Source organism: Streptomyces sp. NPDC012835, assembly GCF_042900885.1.
Classification (GTDB): Bacteria; Actinomycetota; Actinomycetes; order Streptomycetales; family Streptomycetaceae; genus Streptomyces.
Window position 1 is genome coordinate 1 of the sequence record NZ_JBIBBW010000001.1, and the last position, 16900, is coordinate 16900.

General features: G+C 70.3%; 17 protein-coding genes. 4 read left to right on the top strand and 13 right to left on the bottom strand.

Features of this window, described 5'->3' with window-relative positions; genetic code table 11:
• The first annotated feature begins 236 nt into the window (after positions 1–236).
• Positions 237–908: an ATP phosphoribosyltransferase gene (gene hisG / locus ACFY6S_RS00005; protein ID WP_388829148.1), complete on the top strand. Its 672-nt coding sequence runs from the start codon at positions 237–239 to the stop codon at positions 906–908.
• 323 nt (positions 909–1231) lie between these two features.
• Here hisG and ACFY6S_RS00010 read toward each other — a convergent pair whose 3' ends face one another.
• From ACFY6S_RS00010 to ACFY6S_RS00020, 3 genes are all read right to left on the bottom strand, one after another.
• Positions 1232–1657 (bottom strand): hypothetical protein, encoded by a 426-nt coding sequence (locus tag ACFY6S_RS00010; RefSeq protein ID WP_388829145.1) that lies wholly within the window; start codon positions 1655–1657, stop codon positions 1232–1234.
• A 46-nt stretch (positions 1658–1703) separates the two neighbouring features.
• Positions 1704–2177, bottom strand: coding sequence for a MarR family winged helix-turn-helix transcriptional regulator (locus ACFY6S_RS00015; RefSeq protein WP_388829142.1), 474 nt, complete (start codon positions 2175–2177; stop codon positions 1704–1706).
• Positions 2178–2393: 216 nt separating this feature from the next.
• The gene (locus ACFY6S_RS00020; protein ID WP_388829139.1) at positions 2394–2852 is read right to left on the bottom strand and encodes a MarR family winged helix-turn-helix transcriptional regulator; all 459 of its coding nucleotides are present in this window, start codon (positions 2850–2852) and stop codon (positions 2394–2396) included.
• A 78-nt stretch (positions 2853–2930) separates the two neighbouring features.
• Between ACFY6S_RS00020 and ACFY6S_RS00025 the strand changes: the two genes are divergently transcribed.
• Both ACFY6S_RS00025 and ACFY6S_RS00030 read left to right on the top strand, forming a co-directional pair.
• A complete protein-coding gene (locus ACFY6S_RS00025) occupies positions 2931–3305 on the top strand; it encodes a VOC family protein (RefSeq protein ID WP_388829136.1) in 375 nt (124 codons plus the stop codon).
• Positions 3302–4231: a DNA-3-methyladenine glycosylase family protein gene (locus ACFY6S_RS00030; RefSeq protein WP_388829133.1), complete on the top strand. Its 930-nt coding sequence runs from the start codon at positions 3302–3304 to the stop codon at positions 4229–4231. The genes ACFY6S_RS00025 and ACFY6S_RS00030 overlap by 4 nt, the downstream gene beginning before the upstream one ends.
• A 391-nt stretch (positions 4232–4622) precedes the next feature.
• Here ACFY6S_RS00030 and ACFY6S_RS00035 read toward each other — a convergent pair whose 3' ends face one another.
• Positions 4623–4808 carry a hypothetical protein gene (locus ACFY6S_RS00035; RefSeq protein ID WP_388829130.1) on the bottom strand — a complete coding sequence of 62 codons (186 nt, stop codon included), beginning with the start codon at positions 4806–4808 and terminating at the stop codon, positions 4623–4625.
• Between the two features lie 471 nt (positions 4809–5279).
• On the opposite strand from ACFY6S_RS00035, the gene ACFY6S_RS00040 reads away from it, so the two are divergent.
• Entirely contained in the window at positions 5280–6575 is a 1296-nt protein-coding gene (locus ACFY6S_RS00040; RefSeq protein WP_388829127.1) for a hypothetical protein, read from the top strand.
• 189 nt (positions 6576–6764) lie between these two features.
• Here the strand turns inward: ACFY6S_RS00040 and ACFY6S_RS00045 are convergent, their stop codons facing one another.
• The 9 genes from ACFY6S_RS00045 to argG form a co-directional block, all read right to left on the bottom strand.
• Positions 6765–7802, bottom strand: coding sequence for an SDR family oxidoreductase (locus ACFY6S_RS00045; RefSeq protein WP_388829124.1), 1038 nt, complete (start codon positions 7800–7802; stop codon positions 6765–6767).
• Between the two features lie 35 nt (positions 7803–7837).
• On the bottom strand, positions 7838–9115 hold the full coding sequence (locus tag ACFY6S_RS00050; protein ID WP_389461006.1) for a beta-ketoacyl-[acyl-carrier-protein] synthase family protein: 1278 nt from the start codon (positions 9113–9115) through the stop codon (positions 7838–7840).
• Positions 9112–9366, bottom strand: a complete 255-nt coding sequence (locus ACFY6S_RS00055; protein WP_388829118.1) for an acyl carrier protein — start codon at positions 9364–9366, stop codon at positions 9112–9114. The genes ACFY6S_RS00050 and ACFY6S_RS00055 overlap by 4 nt, the downstream gene beginning before the upstream one ends.
• Positions 9367–9387: 21 nt before the next feature.
• Complete coding sequence (locus ACFY6S_RS00060) at positions 9388–10686, bottom strand: aspartate aminotransferase family protein (protein ID WP_388829115.1); 1299 nt, start codon at positions 10684–10686, stop codon at positions 9388–9390.
• On the bottom strand, positions 10683–11348 hold the full coding sequence (locus ACFY6S_RS00065) for an SRPBCC family protein (RefSeq protein WP_388829112.1): 666 nt from the start codon (positions 11346–11348) through the stop codon (positions 10683–10685). Before ACFY6S_RS00065 ends, ACFY6S_RS00060 begins: the two co-directional genes overlap by 4 nt.
• Positions 11335–12606: a GNAT family N-acetyltransferase gene (locus tag ACFY6S_RS00070; RefSeq protein ID WP_388829109.1), complete on the bottom strand. Its 1272-nt coding sequence runs from the start codon at positions 12604–12606 to the stop codon at positions 11335–11337. The genes ACFY6S_RS00065 and ACFY6S_RS00070 overlap by 14 nt, the downstream gene beginning before the upstream one ends.
• A gap of 52 nt (positions 12607–12658) precedes the next feature.
• A complete protein-coding gene (locus tag ACFY6S_RS00075; protein ID WP_388829107.1) occupies positions 12659–13789 on the bottom strand; it encodes an acyl-CoA dehydrogenase in 1131 nt (376 codons plus the stop codon).
• A gap of 158 nt (positions 13790–13947) precedes the next feature.
• Entirely contained in the window at positions 13948–14952 is a 1005-nt protein-coding gene (locus ACFY6S_RS00080) for a hypothetical protein (RefSeq protein WP_388829105.1), read from the bottom strand.
• 279 nt (positions 14953–15231) lie between these two features.
• Positions 15232–16680, bottom strand: a complete 1449-nt coding sequence (argG, locus tag ACFY6S_RS00085; protein WP_388829102.1) for an argininosuccinate synthase — start codon at positions 16678–16680, stop codon at positions 15232–15234.
• Positions 16681–16900: the final 220 nt, after the last annotated feature.

The following is a 16900-nucleotide window of genomic DNA, read 5'->3' on the forward strand; positions in this document are numbered from 1 at the left end:
CTCCCCGCAACGAAATAAACGATCAAAACCCCCCACCCCCCTGGCCAGCCCCTTTCCCCCAAAAAATCTTCCCACATTGCCACCCCCCACCCACCCACGTAACCTCCCACCCACCCAACCCCCAACCAACCACCCACACCCCGACCCGGCCACCAGCCACCCACTCACCCGGCAACCGACCCCGACCACCACACCAACAAAACCCCAACACCACACACCCAAGGGACCAACACTCCATGACCCAGACACCCCGCACCCCCGCACCCGGCCCCCGCCACCGCCCCCAGCGCATCGCCCTGCCCAACAAAGGCACCCTCGCACCCGGCGCCCGCCGCCTCCTCACCGCCGCCGGCTACACCTGCTCCACCCCCGACCGTCTCCACCGCCTCGACCCCCGCAACAACATCGAGTTCCTCCACATACGCGCCCGCGACATACCTCGCCTCATCGCCCACGGCCACATCGACGCCGGCATCACCGGACGCGACCTCGTCGCCGACACCCCCCTGCCTCTCGTCGAGTTACTCACCCTCGGCTTCGGCCACGCCCAAGTCCGCTACGCCGTCCCCCATCACCACCCCGACACCCTCAACAACCTCCACGGCCTACGTATCGCCACCTCACTGCCGCACCTCACCGCGACCGACCTCGCCACCCACGGCATCAAAGCCGACATCATCGAAATGACCGGCGCCGTCGAAATCGCCATCCACCTCGGCCTCGCCCACGCCATCGCCGACGTAGTCGACACCGGACGCACCCTCAACGCCCACCACCTCAAAACCCTCGGCCCCCCGCTCATCACCACACAGGCCGTCCTCATCACCACCCCCGCCGCCGCCACCACACCCCACATCCAATCCCTCACCCAACGGCTCATGGCCGCCCTCCTCCCCGCCACCACCTAAAAACCTTTGGATCGGACCGGCCCGGATCAGCGGCCACGATCCGGTGCCGTGGACCGCAAGGCGGAGGCAGGGAGCCCACGTTGAGCGCAGCAGGTCTCCCCGGCCAAGCGGAGTCGAGATCTTGGGGAAGAACGCCGCCAACGCCGCCAGGGCGGAACGGGCCATGGGTATGGTGTCCGGCCTGTTCCGCCGCTGACAGCTGATCGGCTCCTGACAGAGGATCTTCAACGAATTACAGGGCCGCGCCGACACCAAGAGGACGCTCATACGGAACCGCAGCGATCGGCCCGGAAGCAGCTCTCGGGAGTCGATCAAACTGTTGATCAAACTGCGGGAGCAGCGAAGGATTCGTCCCCGTGATCGGTGGTGTGCTGGCTCATCATGGCCATCGTCGCCTGCCAGGGCACTCCGTCGAAGATCAGCATGATCGATGTGATTCCGGCGTTGTCGAGGCGGAAGTGTTCGGCGGTGCGCTGGGTACCGGCCGGTGTGGCGGTATGCACGTCGTAGACGAGTGTGGCCTCGCGCTCTCCGTACAGTTCGCTGATCATGTCGACTCCAGTGGCCACCTGGAGGAAGCCGGGGAGCCCAGCCAGATGGCCGGCCGGGTCCTCGGACCTCATCAGCGGGCTCTGGAAAGTGAACGGCTCGGCGAGGCGCGCTACGGCCGCGGATACGTCTCCACCGAACCTGGCCTCGTGATAGCTCCGGACGATCTCCCGGGTCCAGGTCCAGGTCCGGGATGTCATCGTGGTTCGGTCCTTCGGTCGTTTCTTCGGGCGGTGGAAGTCCGGTTCACGGCTGGGTGTTCGCGCCGTCGGCACGGCTCAGGTACTGGTCGAGTTGACGCTGGTTCTCGACCAGACGCAGGCACAGATGCCGCAGCTGAGTCAGCTCGGCCGGCGAGAATCCCCGGAAGACCGCCGCCATGGCGACCTGGGTGGGGCGGCGGAAGGACTCCATCCAGGCCAGCCCGGCGGGGGTGATCCGAGCCAGGACCGAACGACGGTCGCGCCGGTCGGCCACCCGCTCGACCAGCCCATCGCGTTCGAGGGTGTCGACCAGTCCGGTGACATTGCGCGAACTGACCCCAGCCGCTTGCGCCAACTCCCCGATGCTGATCCCATCATCGGGCGCGGCGCTCAGTCGGACCAGGAGGTCAAGCGCCCCCGCGCTCAGCCCGCGCCCCTCGGCCCCACGGGCGCGCATGCGCATCCACATCGGTGAAATCGGACGCGGCCCGGCCGGGCAGGCGGCGTTGATCAGCACGCTCGTACCGGCGAACTATCACGTGTGCTGCACGGTGACGACGTTGAGCGGGGACTTCGACGGCGAGCGGACCGCCCCGGTGGGGCCGCTCCCCACGCCCTCGCCGGGCCGATCCGCACGGCCGATCCGCACGGCCGGGTGGCTATACCCCCTCCTTCCGCTCGCCTCACCAACCAGAGCGGGTGGCGCGGGCAAAGGATGGATCGAGGCCGCCCCTTACTCGTTGAGGGCTTGGGTCAGACGGTCGAGGTCCTCAAGGAGGACGGCCAGGCGCCTGCCGGGGATCGCCCGGATCATGCGCGCCTCGATGGCGTAGACACGAGCTTGGGCCGCTTCGAGACGGTCGCGACCGCGGCCGGTGAGGCTGACGGGGCGGGCCCGACCGTGGTCGACCGTGTCCGGGCGAGTGATCAGGCCCGCCTCCTGCAACGCCCGCAGTACGACGTTCATGGACTGCCGGGTGACGAAAGTGGCGCGGGCGAGCTCGGCGTTGGACAGGCCCGGGCGCAGCGCCAGAACTTCCAGGCAGGAGTACTGCGGGACAGTCAGGTCGAGCTCGCGCAGCGCCTTGTCCATGGCGCCACGCAGGGCGGCGTGCGCGCGCTTGAGGCGGTATCCCACGTGATCGGTCACGTCCTCGGCGGGGTGTGGCCATTGCGGCCCGCGTTCCTGCATGTCAGTAGTTTGACATACAAGCGCGATGATCCTACCGTCGGCAATGTCAAAACCCTGACATCCAAACGAGGAGCACTCATGTCCATCGGCATCGACGGACCCGACTTCGTCGCCCTGCAGGTTCGTGACGTCGAGGCAGCAGCCGCCTACTGCGAGAACCACCTCGGCCTGCGCCGCAGCGCCGTCTCACCCCCCGGGGCTGTCGTCTTCGACACCGAGCCGATCCCGTTCGCCGTGCGCCGGCCGCTGCCCGGCACCGACCTGGACGCCGGCCGTCCCGGTCTCGGCGTCGCGCTCTGGTTCAGCACACCCGACGCCCGGGCCCTGTACGAACAGCTCACCGCGAACGGCGTCCACGTCCTCACCCCGGTCACCGACAGCCCGTTCGGCCCGATGTTCTCCTTCGCCGGTCCCGAGGGCTACGTCCTGACCGTCCACGGAGCCCCACGATGACCACCCTCACCCTCACCCCGGCGGGACCGTTCTCCCTCGACTCGTCCATCCGGTTCCTGGGAGGCTTCACCCCCGCCTCCTACGGCCCCGCGGCCGACCAGGTGCTGCGCCTGGCCTTCCCCGCCGACGACAGCGTCTCCGTGATCGGCTGCGCACTACGGCAGGAAGAGGAAGAGACAGCGGACGGAAAGCCCGGCACGGTCAGCGCGGAGATCACCGTCCGTACTGACGACGGCCGTAAGCCGCCCGACGCCCTGGGCCAGATCAGCCGCATCCTCTCCCTCGACATCGACGGCACCGGATTTCCCGCCCTCGCCGACAACGATCCGATAGTGGCCGGTCTCCAGGCCGACTACCCGGGACTGCGCCCCGTCTGCTTCCCCTCCCCCTACGAAGCGGCTGCCTGGACCATCATCGGCAACCGCATCCGCACGTCCCAGGCCGCCACCGTCAAGGCCCGCCTGGCACAACAGCACGGTCATGCCCTCGATGTCGCAGGCCGACGGCTCAACGCCTTCCCCGCTCCGGCCGTACTGCGCTCCCTCGACCACATCCCCGGCCTCACCGGCATCAAGATCCAGCGCCTGCACGCGATCGCCGAGGCCGCCCTGGACGGATACCTCGACGCCGACGAACTGCGCGCCCAGCCCGCCGAGCACGCCCTCGCCGCGCTCCGGGAACTACCCGGCATCGGGCCGTTCTCCGCCGAGTTGATCCTCATCCGCGGAGCCGGCCACCCCGACGTCTTCCCGACCGCGGAACCCCGCGTGCACCGCGCCATGGCCGACGCCTATCAACTCGACACCGCCATCGCCGACAACCCACGCCGACTCGCCCGGATCGCCGACGCCTGGCGCCCCTACCGCAGCTGGATCGCCCTCCTCCTGCGCGCCCGCGCACAGGACCAGCCCCCCGCCGCACGGTAATCCGCCCCTCCCCCGAGCAGCTGTTCGCCCCTGCCCGCGTACGGCAACCGCCGGGAAGAACCTCCGTACGGCAGGAGCACCGGCAGGAGCACCACCCCATCCCGATGCCGGAACTCAGGCCCTGAGCGACACCCGCGCCGACCAGCGCAAGCCAGCGGCGTCGGGGATCGCCGGCGCGCCGCACCCCGGTCGCGCGATATCGGCTCCGCACACGGGCACACCGCGCACCGCCGTTCGTCGCCCCACGCTCAGGCCGCCGGTTGCGCGGCCTCACAGACCCGGTAGTGCCGCTCGGGAGCATCGGCGAAGGAGACATGGCGGGGAGGCCAGCCGAGCCTACTGCGAGCCTTTGCACCGGTGACCAACTCGTCCTGGTCGGCGGCCAATTACATCATGCCACCCGCCTCCGCGGCTCCACGGCGATCCCGCCCGTCCAGCCCACCGCGCACACAGCGGCACGCGGCACGTCCAACCCGGCCGGACGCTGATCATCCGCGATGACGAACACCTCCGCGTCGACCACGCCCGGATCGTCGAGGACGTGTACATAGGCATCAACCAGATCATCGACATGCATCCAGCTCCACCGCTTGGAGAAGGACCACCACAGGACCCGACCCACCGGCCATAGAGTGCGGCCGGCCGCAGTCGGCTCGGCCTGTCCGTGCGGGAGAAACCCCGGTCGGCCCCCCGCTGACGCCGGGTCCGCGCGGCCGACGGCGCACAGAGGTACGCCTCGCCGCCTCCCGCGCTACGCGCGCCGCCCGAGCCGCTCCGCACGCCCGACCTGCCCCTGCCCGCCGGCACGGCCCGGCCCGGTTCCGTTCGGCCCACCAGGACACACCCGGCGGGGCCGAATCCCGCACCACCGCCCCTTCCAGCACGGAGGCACCGGACCGGGATTCTCGCGCCCGGCCGTCGGAGGGGGGATGCCGCCGTCCCTCAGCCGACGGCGGCCGGGTGCATGATGCACCACATGGACAAAGAACCGCGAAACTTAGATATCGCCGAGATCAGCGCAGTACATGAGGAAATCACGCAATCCGATGTGCGGACCGTCATCGGAACGGCCGTCAACTCGGCCGGCCTCACCCTCGCCAAGAGCGTCCCGGTCGCGCGCCTGGGCGCCTTCCACCGGAGCGGTATGGGTGCCGCAGAGGTCTGGCACGTGTTCTGCGCCGACGGGGATATCGCGTCCATCGATTCGATCGGCGCGGTCGGGGACCTGCGGCTGCGGCTGGATCTCGGGGCGGTGCGGGATCTGGGCGGCGGCCTGGCCTGGGGACCGACGGACTTCTTCGCGCAGTCGGGCGAACGCGACCCGCGATGCCCTCGCGGGCTGCTGCGCGCCGTCGGGCTCCGGCTCGCGGACGCCGGCCTGGAGGCATGTGTCGGGCACGAGTTGGAATTCGTCCTGGTCGCGCCGGACGGTTCGGCGCTGGAGGACACCTCGTGGGTGCCGTACGGCGTGACCGGCCTGCTGGACCACGAGGACTTCCTCGCCGATCTGCTCGCCGCGACGGCTGCCGTCGGCTCCGGGATGGAGCAGGTGCACTGCGAGTACGGCCGTAACCAGTTCGAGTTCTCTCTCCCGCCTGCTTCACCGGTCGAGGGCGCCGACAGCGTGGTGCTGGCCAAGATCCTGGTCGGCAGGGTCGCCCGGCGGCACGGACTGCGGGCGTCGTTCTCTCCCGTCCCCTTTCCGGGGGGCCTTGGCAATGGCGCTCACCAGCACTTCTCGCTCACTCGCGACGGAAAGAGCCTGTTCCAGGGAGGCGACGGACCGTACGGCATGACGGCCGAGGGCGGCGCGGCCATCAGCGGTGTCGTGAACGGGCTGTCCGACATTCAGGGATTGCTGACCGGCTCGGTCCTCTCCGGCGAGCGTCTGGCGCCCGGCCTGTGGTCCGGGGCCCACGCCTGCTGGGGCCTGGAGAACCGTGAGGCCGCTGTGCGTTTCCTGCGAGGCGGCCCCGGCAACCCCCATGGGGCGAACTTCGAGGTGAAGATCATCGACCCGTCCGCCAACGTCTACACCGCCTCGGCCGCCGTGCTCGCGCTCGCCTTGGAGGGCATCACGACGCGGGCGCCACTGCCGGTGGAGGTCACCGACGACCCGGGAACGCTGACCGATCAGCAGCGTGCGGCTTCTCAGGTCACCGTGTTGTCGCACGACATCGCCGCGGTGATCGACGTACTCGACAAGTCCTCATTGGCCCGCCGGCTGGTCGGTGACGCGATCATCGACACGACGGTGGTGACCCGGCGGCACGAACAGACCCACCACGCGGAGAAGTCACCGGAGGAGCGCGCCGAACTGTTCCGTCTCGCCTGGAGCGTCTGACGCGTGCCGGGCGCGTGTGGTGCGCCGGCCGCTCGGGGTCCACCGGCCGTCACGTTCACGCCAGGTACGCGGGGGCGGCGGCGAAGCCCGTTCCCGGAACGGGCTGAACGCGCCGCCGCGAGGGCGCGGCGGCGATCGTCTCGTTCGGCGTCGCCCGGCACCGTTGCGGATCCTCCCCGGCACATGTTCTCAGCGGGGCGTGCCGATCATCTTCCAGGGAACCGGACTTGCCAGCGCCAGACGGGGTTTGCGGGCGGCCCAGTGACGTACGGAGGCCGCCATGACCTCTCCTGGCGCTTCGACGGGCCAGGTGGGTTCGAAAGGGGTGTTCATGCTGGTGTAGCTCTGGAACATGGCGAGCAGTTTGACGGCCTGGCTCTGGAACGGGGAGAGGTACTGCTCGGCGAGCGGCAGGAAGAACCGGTCCCAGCTGTCGCCGGAGACAATGGGCGGCCGAGCGATCGGCGCGACCCCGGCCTCGGCCCGGCACTCGTTGATGGTGCGACAGGTGATGTCGAGAAGCGTGGCGAGTCTCAGGCTGGCGAGGCCGCCCGCGATCACCTCCGTGCGCGGGGTGGCGGGCGGGGTGGACAGTACGGCGGCGGTGACGGCTGCCGCGACGTCGTTGACGGGGCTGATCTCGGCGTAGCCGTCGGGGTCGCCGACCACCACGGCGGCCAGACCGGAGACGAGTGCCTGGAGGAGGGTGTAGGGCCCGGAGAAACGGGCGATCTCGCCGCTGTGCCGACGGCCCACGACCAGCGGCGGGCGGACCAGTGTCAGGGGCCCCCGGTGTGTTTCCCGCACGATGCTCTCGCCCAGGGCCTTTGACCACTCGTAACCGTTGCGGTATCCGTCGAAGAGGGCGCTGCGGGGATCTTCGAGGTCACGGTCGCCCGCGACGTAGGCGGTGGAGATGTGGACGAGATGGGTACTCGGGTCGGCGAGGTCCAGTACCGCCCGGAGCGGCCGGATGTTCGCGGTGACGGCCTCCTCCCTGCTGAGCGTCCAGCGGGTGGAGGCCGCGGCGTGCACGATGACGTCCCAGTGCCCGCCGAGCTCCGCGGGCGGCGGCCCGTTGCCGATGTCCCAGCACACGACGGGGCCGGCGTCGGGGCGGCGGGCCACGCGGGTGAGGGACAGGTGCGGCGGGCGGTCGGACGTGAGGAGACAGGAGACGACCTCGGTGCCGACCACGCCGGTCGCGCCGGTGACAAGGATTCGCATGGGGCATCGTTTCCGGTCGATGAGGGGGCGGGTGGTTACGACGATGCGCGGGTCGTGGCGGGGCGGTCGCTTCCCGGGGTCAGCACCAGGCAGCTGTTCTGCCCGCCGAATCCGAAGGAGTTGGACAGCACGGGAGCGGGCGCCACCGGACGCGGGGCGCCCATGACCAGGTTCACCAGGGCGGCTTCGGGGCTGGAGCGCAGGTTCGCCACGGGAGGTACCAGGCCCCGGGCGGCGCAGAGAAGGGAGAGCGCGGCCTCCAGGGCGCCGGAGCCTCCGACGAGATGGCCGGTGACGCCCTTCATGGCCGTGACGGGCGGTGAGTGGCCGTCGAAACAGCGGGCGATGGCACGCGCCTCCGACTGGTCGTTGAGGACGGTGGAGGTGCCGTGGGCGTTGATGTGCCCGATGTCCCCCGTGGCGTATCCGGCGTCGGCGATCGCGAGCCGCATGCACCGGCTCGCCGGTTCTCCGTCGGGCCGGGGAGCCACGATGTGGAAGGCGTCGCAGGTGGAGGCGTAGCCGGCGACCTCGCCGTAGATCCTGGCGCCACGGGCGTGCGCCATGTCCCAGCGTTCGAGGACGAGTACCGCGGCGCCCTCCCCGATGACGAAGCCGTCCCGGTCCGCGTCGAAGGGGCGGCTGGCCCGCTCGGGTGCCTCGTTGCGTACGGACAGGGCCCGCAGCCGGTGGAAGCCGCCCATGATGACCGGTGTGACGGGTGCGTCGACACCTCCGGCCAGCGCCACGTCCAGCTGACCGTCACGGATGCGGCGTGCCGCCTCGCCGATGGCCGTGGTGCCGCTGGCGCAGGCCGTGGCGTACGTGGTGCAGTCGCCCTGGAATCCGTGACGCATGGCGATACGGCAGGAGGCCGAGTTCGCCATGGTGCGGGGCACGGTGTGGACGGGCATGGCCGACGGCCGGTCGTTGTGGTCCCGGGTGGTCGCCTCCATGCTGGCGAGGCCGCCGACTCCTGTGCCGAGCTGCACCCCCGCCCGCTCCCGCGCCAGTTCCGGGGGAAGCGACGCGTCGGTGACGGCGTCGGCGGCGGCGCACAGGACGAGTTCGGTGGGACGGTCGATCTGGCGCGCTTCGCGGCGGCTGATGTAGGCGTCGGTGTCGAAGGGCGGTACGAGACAGGCGAAGCGCACCGCCATCCCCCGCTCGACCAGCCCCGGAACGACGGTCGCGGTGGGCGTGGCGGCCAGCAGTGTGGCGAACACCTCGTCGGGAGTGTTGCCGGCCGGTGACTTCACGCCGATTCCGGTGACGGCGACGCGCACGCGTCCCGGGCGGCGGGGCCCGTTCACGCGCGGTCGGCCGATCTGGCTTCCAGCAGGTCGATGGCCTCACCGATGGACTGGGTGCGGGTGAGGTCCTCGATCGCGATCGGCAGGTCGAGGTTTCTCTCCAACCGGGCTCCGATCTCCATCAGTTCGAGGCTGTCGATGCCGTAGTCGGTGATCAGGTCGGTGGTTTCGCCGATCTCGTCGATCTCCGTGCCGAGTACGTCCGCCACGGCGGTGCGCAGGATCAGGGCGAGTTCCTCGCGGTTGGGCATGTCGGTCGTTCCTTTCCTGGCTCAGGTGGCGGCGGGGGGCGGCGGGGCGGTCCGTCGTGGTCCGCTCGTGACGTTTCGGGCGGCCGCGGCCATCGCGGAGTCGAGGATGTGGGCGGCCTCCGCGAGATCCGTCTCGGTGCTGGTCAGCGGCGGCAGCAGACGCACGGTGGTCGGCCTGCTCAGACAGGGCGACACCAGGAGTCCGGCCGCGGCCAGTTCCATGACGACCAGCCCCGCCGTGCGCGGTGTGTCCAGGTCGATCCCCCGGAGCAGTCCCCGGCCGCCGACCGCACGGATCAGACGCGGGTAGCGGTGGTGGAGGTCGTCCAGGATCTGTCCGAGGAGCCGGGCCAGTTCCGCTCCGCGCGGTGCCAGTTCCTCGATGGCCGTCAGTGCGGCGGGCAGCGCGCCGCAGCTCAGCGGATGGCCTCCGAAGGTGGCGGAGTGGAGGAAGGGGTCCGCGTCGAGCGGCGCGTACAGCTCCTCGGAGCAGACCACCGCGGACAGCGGTACGACGCCTCCGCCCAGCGGTTTGCCGACCAGCACCGCGTCGACCGGGAGCCCTTCGGCCAGGGCGACCGAGCGCTCGCCGCATCTGCGCAGCCCGCACTGGATCTCGTCGGCGATCACGAAGGTGCCGTGCCGGGCGGCGTCCGCGCACCATTGGCGCAGCACGTCGGGTGGAAGGCAGTGCGCCCCGTTCTCGCCCTGCACCGGTTCGAAGACGAGGGCGGCCACGTCCGCCGAGGCGACTTCGGCGCGTACGGCGCCGGGGTCGTCGGGGGCCACGTGGACGACGTCCACGGAGCAGCCGCGCAGACCTGTGCGGTAGAGGGGGTGGTGTGTCAGCGCGAGTGCGCCGAGCGACTTGCCGTGGAAGCCGCCGCGTACCGCCACCACGCGGTCCCGGCCGGAGGCGAGCCGGGCGAGCTTCACCGCGACCTCCACCGCGTCCGCGCCGTTGAGTCCGAAGTGGACCTTGGGCAGTGTGTTTCCGAAGTAGTCGGCGAGGTGGGCGGCGGCCTCCGCCGCGACCGGGTTGCCCAGGCTCCGGGTCGAGGTGGGCATGGTGTCGAGCTGTCGACGGACGGCGGCGACCACGGCCGGGTGGCGGTGGCCGAGCAGGGTGACGGCGTACGAGCCGAAGTCGAGCACCGAGCGGCCGTCCGACAGTCTGACCCGGCAGCCGTCGGCGCTCGCCTCGACGGCCCCGTTCCCGGCGAAGCTGCCGGCCAGTGCGAGCTTGGCGGAGAGGTGGCGCCGGATCCGGTCGAAGGTGAGGTCGGCGTCGATCGGGCTCGCCGGGGGCGGTGTTGTCACGGTGTGTCCTCCGGACCCGGTCGAGGGAGCGGATCCGTCGACGCGACCGTGCCCTCGGGGGCGGCCCCGGGCGCTGGCTTTGCCGGTACGGCCTCGAATGCGGACCGGGTTGCGGGATCGGGCCGGGGATCGGGCCGGAGTGCGGGATCGGGATCAGGATCGGATTCCGGGGCGGCCACGGATATGGTCCGTGCGGCGTCCTCCGGCCGCCCGGAGCCGGTGGCGGCCAGCAGCCGCTGTTCCAGTGCGGCGATCATCTGCGCGGCGTTCTCCCGCAGCGCGTCGGCGGCGACCGAGTTGAGCATCTCCGCGAGCAGTGGGATACCGATGTCGAAATCCACGTACAGACGGACGACGCTGCCCGTGCCGGGCGCCGCGGTGACGGACCAGTGACCGGTGAACTCACCCAGGTCACCGCTGACTTGGCGGAAGTCGAAGCGGCGTGCCGCAGGATCGATCACCTCTTCCTCGGTCCACCGCAGCAGCGAGCCCTTGAGCCGGACCGACCAGGCCGTCGTGCGGCGGAACTCGTCGGTCCGGTGGGTGACCACGACCGATTCGACGTTCTCCATGCACCGTGGGTAGCTCTCCACGTCGACCACGGCCGCCCAGGCCGTTTCGGGCGGGGCGGCGATGGACAACTGCGTGTCAACTCGGGGCATCGGCCGGCCGTTCTGCGTCGGGAGGGAAGTGCGGACGAGAGCTGAGGGCCGGCGTATCCGTCACCGCGGCCAGGCGCGGGCCGAGCGCCCGTGTCCGCGCGGCCGCCAGTGTCCGGGGTAGTGTCCGGCGCAGTACGGCACGGCGCACCGGGCGCAGATGGGTGATCGCGTACGACTGTGGGACCAGGTCGCAGCCGAGTTCCATTTTGGGGAGGTAGGCGGTCTGGGCGAACCGGATGTGGTCGCATCCGGACGTGAGGGCGAGGTCGATCGCCGCGTAGTGGACGATGTGGTAGAGCCGGGCTTCGTGGGCGAGCCGGTAGTCCAGGCCGATCCGGGCTCCGACGGCTCCCGACCCGGCGAAGAGACAGAGCAGGAAGGCCACCAGGGTGTCCCCCTCGAAACAGGCGACGAGGCGTCGGCGCGGCTCGCTCTGCGCGTGCACGGCGTCGAAGAACGGCGCGTCGAGGATGTCGAGGAACTGGTCGGCGCGCTCCATCACTTGCCGGTAGAGCGCGAGGATCTGGGGCAACAGCTCCGCGAACTGGTCGAGGATTTCGATCCGCAGGCCGGGACGGGCCCGGAATTTACGCATCTTGCTCCGGGCGTTGCGCCGCGGTTTGGCCGGGAGCGCTTCGAGGTAGCCGTCGAACGATCCGTGGCCGAGGCGTAGTTCGGTGTCCGGCAGTCCGGGGGCGAAGAAGAAGCCGGAGCGGCGCAGGGCCGCGCGGAGCGGTCGCAGCTCGGCGGGGGCGAAGTCCTTGAACACCACGGTGCCCAGCCGCTCCCGGCGGGCGTAGTCGAGCGCCGCGTCGATGAGGAGCCGTTGGACCGTCTGCCCCGGTCGGCCGCCGGGGGTGAGTACGTGCCCCTGTCCCAGGAGATTGCCGCACAGCAGCGTCGGCACCCGCAGCAGCCCGGGGAACAGCCGGCCGACGGGGGTCAGGAAGCGTCGTTCGTCCGGTCCCACGAGGCCGTCGAGCCGCAGCTCCCTGAACCGGCAGACGGGCAGTACGGCGCGGACGGCGGCCCGTCGGCGTACGACGATGTAGGCGTAGCCGTCGGGGCCGATGCCGCCGCGTTCCATGGCGGTGAACAGGGCCCGGGACCACATGGGGTCGTCGGCGGGGGCGAGGTCCTCCCACATCGCGCGGGAGAGGTTTTCGATGCTGGGCAGGACCTCGACGCGGTAGTCGCCGGACAGGCCGGGCGGCGCGTCGCCGGGCCGTCGGCGGGGTGTGTTGGCGTCTCGCTGCATGAGGCCACCTGTTCGTCTTTGTCGCGTGATGAGGAGAGGTGGAGGCGGTGCGTCAGCCGATCCGCAGGGGCCGGCCGTCGAGGAAGTCCCGCAGTGGGCGGGCCATCCGTCTGCGCGCGGGGGGATGGTGGGCGAGGGCGGTGGCGGCCGAGGCGAGGTAGCTGCCGTCGGGCGAGCTGATGAAGGCCATGCCGCCGAGCGCCGTGAGGCAGGTGTGGGCGGTGCGGGAGATCGCGTCCTGGGCCGCGTAGCGCGCGGTGAGGGCGTTGACCAGGAGGGCGTCGGTCCACTCCTCGGTGTCCATGGCGCGTGCGACGGCCTCCACGGCCAGCATCGCCGCGTCGGTGTCGACCAGGTAGGGGCCGGGGTCCTCGCCCGCTCCGGCCCGGTGATCGAGGACCCGTTCGACGAGTCCGCTGATGATGCCGAGGTAGCCGGCGGTCAGCAGCAGTTCGAACCAGAGGAACCCGGCGATGTTGACGGCGTCGGGCACGGCGTCGGCGGTCACGTCGGTGACCACCACCATCTGCGGGTCCAGTTCCACATTGGTGAGGACGATCTCGTCGCTCTCGGCGCCGGCCAGGATCGATGTCCGCCAGAACGGCCGGATCTCCAGGCCGGGTGTTCCGGAGGGGATGAGCGCGATGGCGAGCCGGCCGACCCCTTCGGTGTCCTTCACCACGACGGACGCCGTCAGCAGGTCCATGGAGCGCGAGAGACTGCACGGCGCCTTGCGGCCGTTGAGCACCACCCGTCCGGCGACCAGTTCGGCGGTGATGTGCGGGCGGAGGATGTTCTGGCCGGTGTTGCCCTCCGCGAAGCCGGAGGCCAGCAGCAGATGTCCGGCGGCGATGGTCTCCAGCAGCGGTGTCTCCATCCCGGTGCCGTCCCGGGCCGCCCTGACCAGGCCCGCGACCGAGAAGTGGTGCATGGTGGTGGCGACCGCGAGTGAGGGGCAGCGGGACCCGATGGCGCGTTGCGCCCGGACCGCTTGGAGGGGGGTCGCTCCGCTGCCCCCGTTGCTCACGGGCACCAGCAGCGCGGGGCCTCCCGCGGTACGGAAGTGCGCGATCGCCGGGCTGGGCGCGCGCTCCAGCTCCATGAGCGGGTGCTGGGCGAGGTCGGTGTCGAGTCCGGGCATGAACGCTTCGAGGGTCGAGCGTTCGGTGTGCAGGAAGTTCATCTGCGGTCCCTTCTGGGGGCCTGTCCCGGGGCGTCGGCGGGGGACGTGGGCTTACGGACCGATCCGGCCGCCGGAAGGGGGTGCCGCGATCCGCCGGAGGCACGCGGCCGACGCTCAGCCGCTGGTGGACGGCGGGAGTACGTCGAACGTGCGCAGGCTCACCGAGTCGCGGCGCACCGCGGGGCCGGCCGGCGCCAAGTCCGGGAAGCGCGGCAGGATCTGGCGTACCAGGGCCGCGCCTTCCATACGGGCCGGCGCCGCGCCGAGGCAGAAGCGCGGTCCCGCTGAAGCTGAGGACCTTGGTGTCCTTTCGCCGCACCCTGAACGCGTCGGGTTCCTGGTGGTGTTCGGGATCGCGATTTCTCGAAGCCGGCCACGAACACCAGGAGCAATATGTCGGTCGATTGCCGCTCGCCGAGCGGCTCGTCAGCGGATTCGCGCATCGCGAGGAGTGTGGAGGCGAGACCGTCGGCGGGGTGTGCGCGGCGGCGCCTGAGAAGTTCGGTGAAGTATTCCCGGAGGGTCTCCACCGCCAGGTCGGCGCGCTTCCAGTCGTCCGGTGAGCGCACCGGCTCCAGAATGCGGCCGGCGTCCCGGCCGTAGCGGTAGAACCGTTCCTGTTCGTCACGGGGTACGCCGATGAGCGCGCCCACCACGGCGACCGGGAGAGGGTATCCCACCATGTCCTGGAAGTTCGCCGTGCCGCCCCCGGAGGTCGCGTCGGCGAATCCGTCCAGCACCTCGTGGGTGATTTTCTCCACGGTCGGTCCCGGCACGGCCATGTGCCGGGCGCTGAACTCCGCGCCGACCATCCGGCGCATGCGGTCATGGAGCGGGGAATTGGCGCGGAGGATGGAGGAGTAGAAGAATTCCGCGGCCGGGTGCTCCCGGCCGGCGGCCACCTCGCGGTGGAACCATTCGAGATCCGGAGTGCGGAGGAGCGGGTTCCTCAGAGCCGCGTGACAGTCGGAGAAACGCGTCAGGAAATATGAATCCAGCTCTTGGCTGTAGTGGACCGGAGCGATTTTCCGGAGTTCCGCGAGAGCTGGATAGGGATCTTCTCGGCCGTCCGGAGTGAATGTCGAGAGAAGAATCGTTTCCGGATTCACCAGGATCGCCTCCTGCTGTCCTTCATACGAAACGAGGGGAGAGACGCACGCCACGCCGTGCGGCGGAGCGGGATATCTCGCAGGATTTCATCCCGATGCACACAGAGCGTACCCCGCCCACGCCCGGTACGCCATAAAACACAGACTCGATCAATTACACTTTTCATCAGAATATGAATTCATTGTAAGAATGATTCACCACTCTGTTCGCGCCGGGCCGTAGCAGCGCCCGGCGCCGCCCCGCACGGACGCCGGGCGACGACCGGGACGCCAGGCCCTCTCCCGTCGAACCGTACGGGGCCCCGGCGTCCCGGTCGCGTGCCGGTCGGTCGGTCAGTCGGTGCCGAACTCCATCGCGGCGCGGTCCAGCAGTTCGTCGTCGCCGGACACCTCGCCGCGTGAGGCGATGGCCTCGGCGCCGCCCTCCGGCATGGTGCCGATCAGCCCGGTCGCGGCCGCCTGGGCGGCGCCGATCAGCGCGGGGTGGGTCGTGCCGACGATGCCGAGGCCGGCGTACTGTTCGAGCCTGGCGCGCGAGTCGGCGATGTCGAGGTTGCGCATGGTGAGCTGACCGATACGGTCCACCGGGCCGAACGCCGAGTCCTCGGTGCGCTCCATCGACAGCTTGTCCGGGTGGTAGCTGAACGCGGGGCCGGTGGTGTTCAGGATCGAGTAGTCCTCGCCGCGCCGCAGTCGCAGGGTCACCTCGCCGGTGACCGCCGATCCGACCCAGCGCTGGAGCGATTCGCGGACCATCAGCGCCTGCGGGTCCAGCCAGCGGCCCTCGTACATCAGGCGGCCGAGGCGGCGTCCCTCGTTGTGGTAGTGGGCGAGGGTGTCCTCGTTGTGGATCGCGTTGACGAGACGTTCGTACGCGGCGTGCAGCAGCGCCATGCCGGGCGCCTCGTAGATGCCGCGGCTCTTGGCCTCGATGATCCGGTTCTCGATCTGGTCCGACATGCCCATGCCGTGGCGTCCGCCGATCGCGTTCGCCTCCATCACCAGGTCGACCGGGGAGGCGAACCCCTTGCCGTTGACCGTCACCGGGCGGCCCTGGTCGAAGCCGATCGTCACGTCCTCGGCGAGGATCTCCACCGAGGGGTCCCAGAAGCGGACGCCCATGATCGGGTCGACGGTCTCCACGCCCGTGTCGAGGTGCTCCAGCGTCTTGGCCTCGTGGGTGGCGCCCCAGATATTGGCGTCGGTCGAGTACGCCTTCTCGGTGCTGTCGCGGTACGGCAGCCCATGGGCCACCAGCCACTCCGACATCTCCTTGCGGCCGCCCAGCTCGGTGACGAAGTCCGCGTCGAGCCACGGCTTGTAGATGCGCAGGTGCGGGTTGGCGAGCAGACCGTAACGGTAGAACCGCTCGATGTCGTTGCCCTTGAACGTCGAGCCGTCGCCCCAGATCTGTACGTCGTCCTCCAGCATCGCCCGGACGAGCAGGGTGCCGGTCACGGCGCGGCCCAGCGGGGTGGTGTTGAAGTAGGCGCGACCGCCCGAGCGGATGTGGAACGCGCCGCAGGCGAGTGCGGCCAGGCCCTCCTCGACCAGTGCCGCACGGCAGTCGACCAGGCGCGCGATCTCGGCGCCGTACGCCTCCGCCCGGCCGGGCACCGACGCGATGTCGGGCTCGTCGTACTGGCCGATATCGGCGGTGTAGGTGCACGGGACGGCGCCCTTGTCGCGCATCCACGCGACCGCGACGGAGGTGTCGAGGCCGCCGGAGAAGGCGATGCCGACGCGTTCGCCGGTGGGCAGGGAGGTAAGAACCTTAGACATAGGAAGAGTATGCATTCTCGCACATGATTATGCAAGATCGGATGGGGATTCCTTGAAAACGACGGGCGCTTCGAGGGGGGGAGCTTCGGCGGGGAGGCCACCGGGACCCGACCCGCCGGGCCGCCGCCGCCATCGCCTCCTCACCGTGCGGAGCGAGGAGACGAGCGGTCCAGCGCGCGAGCGGACGAGCGGACGAGCGCAGGAAGAATTTCCCAACTCC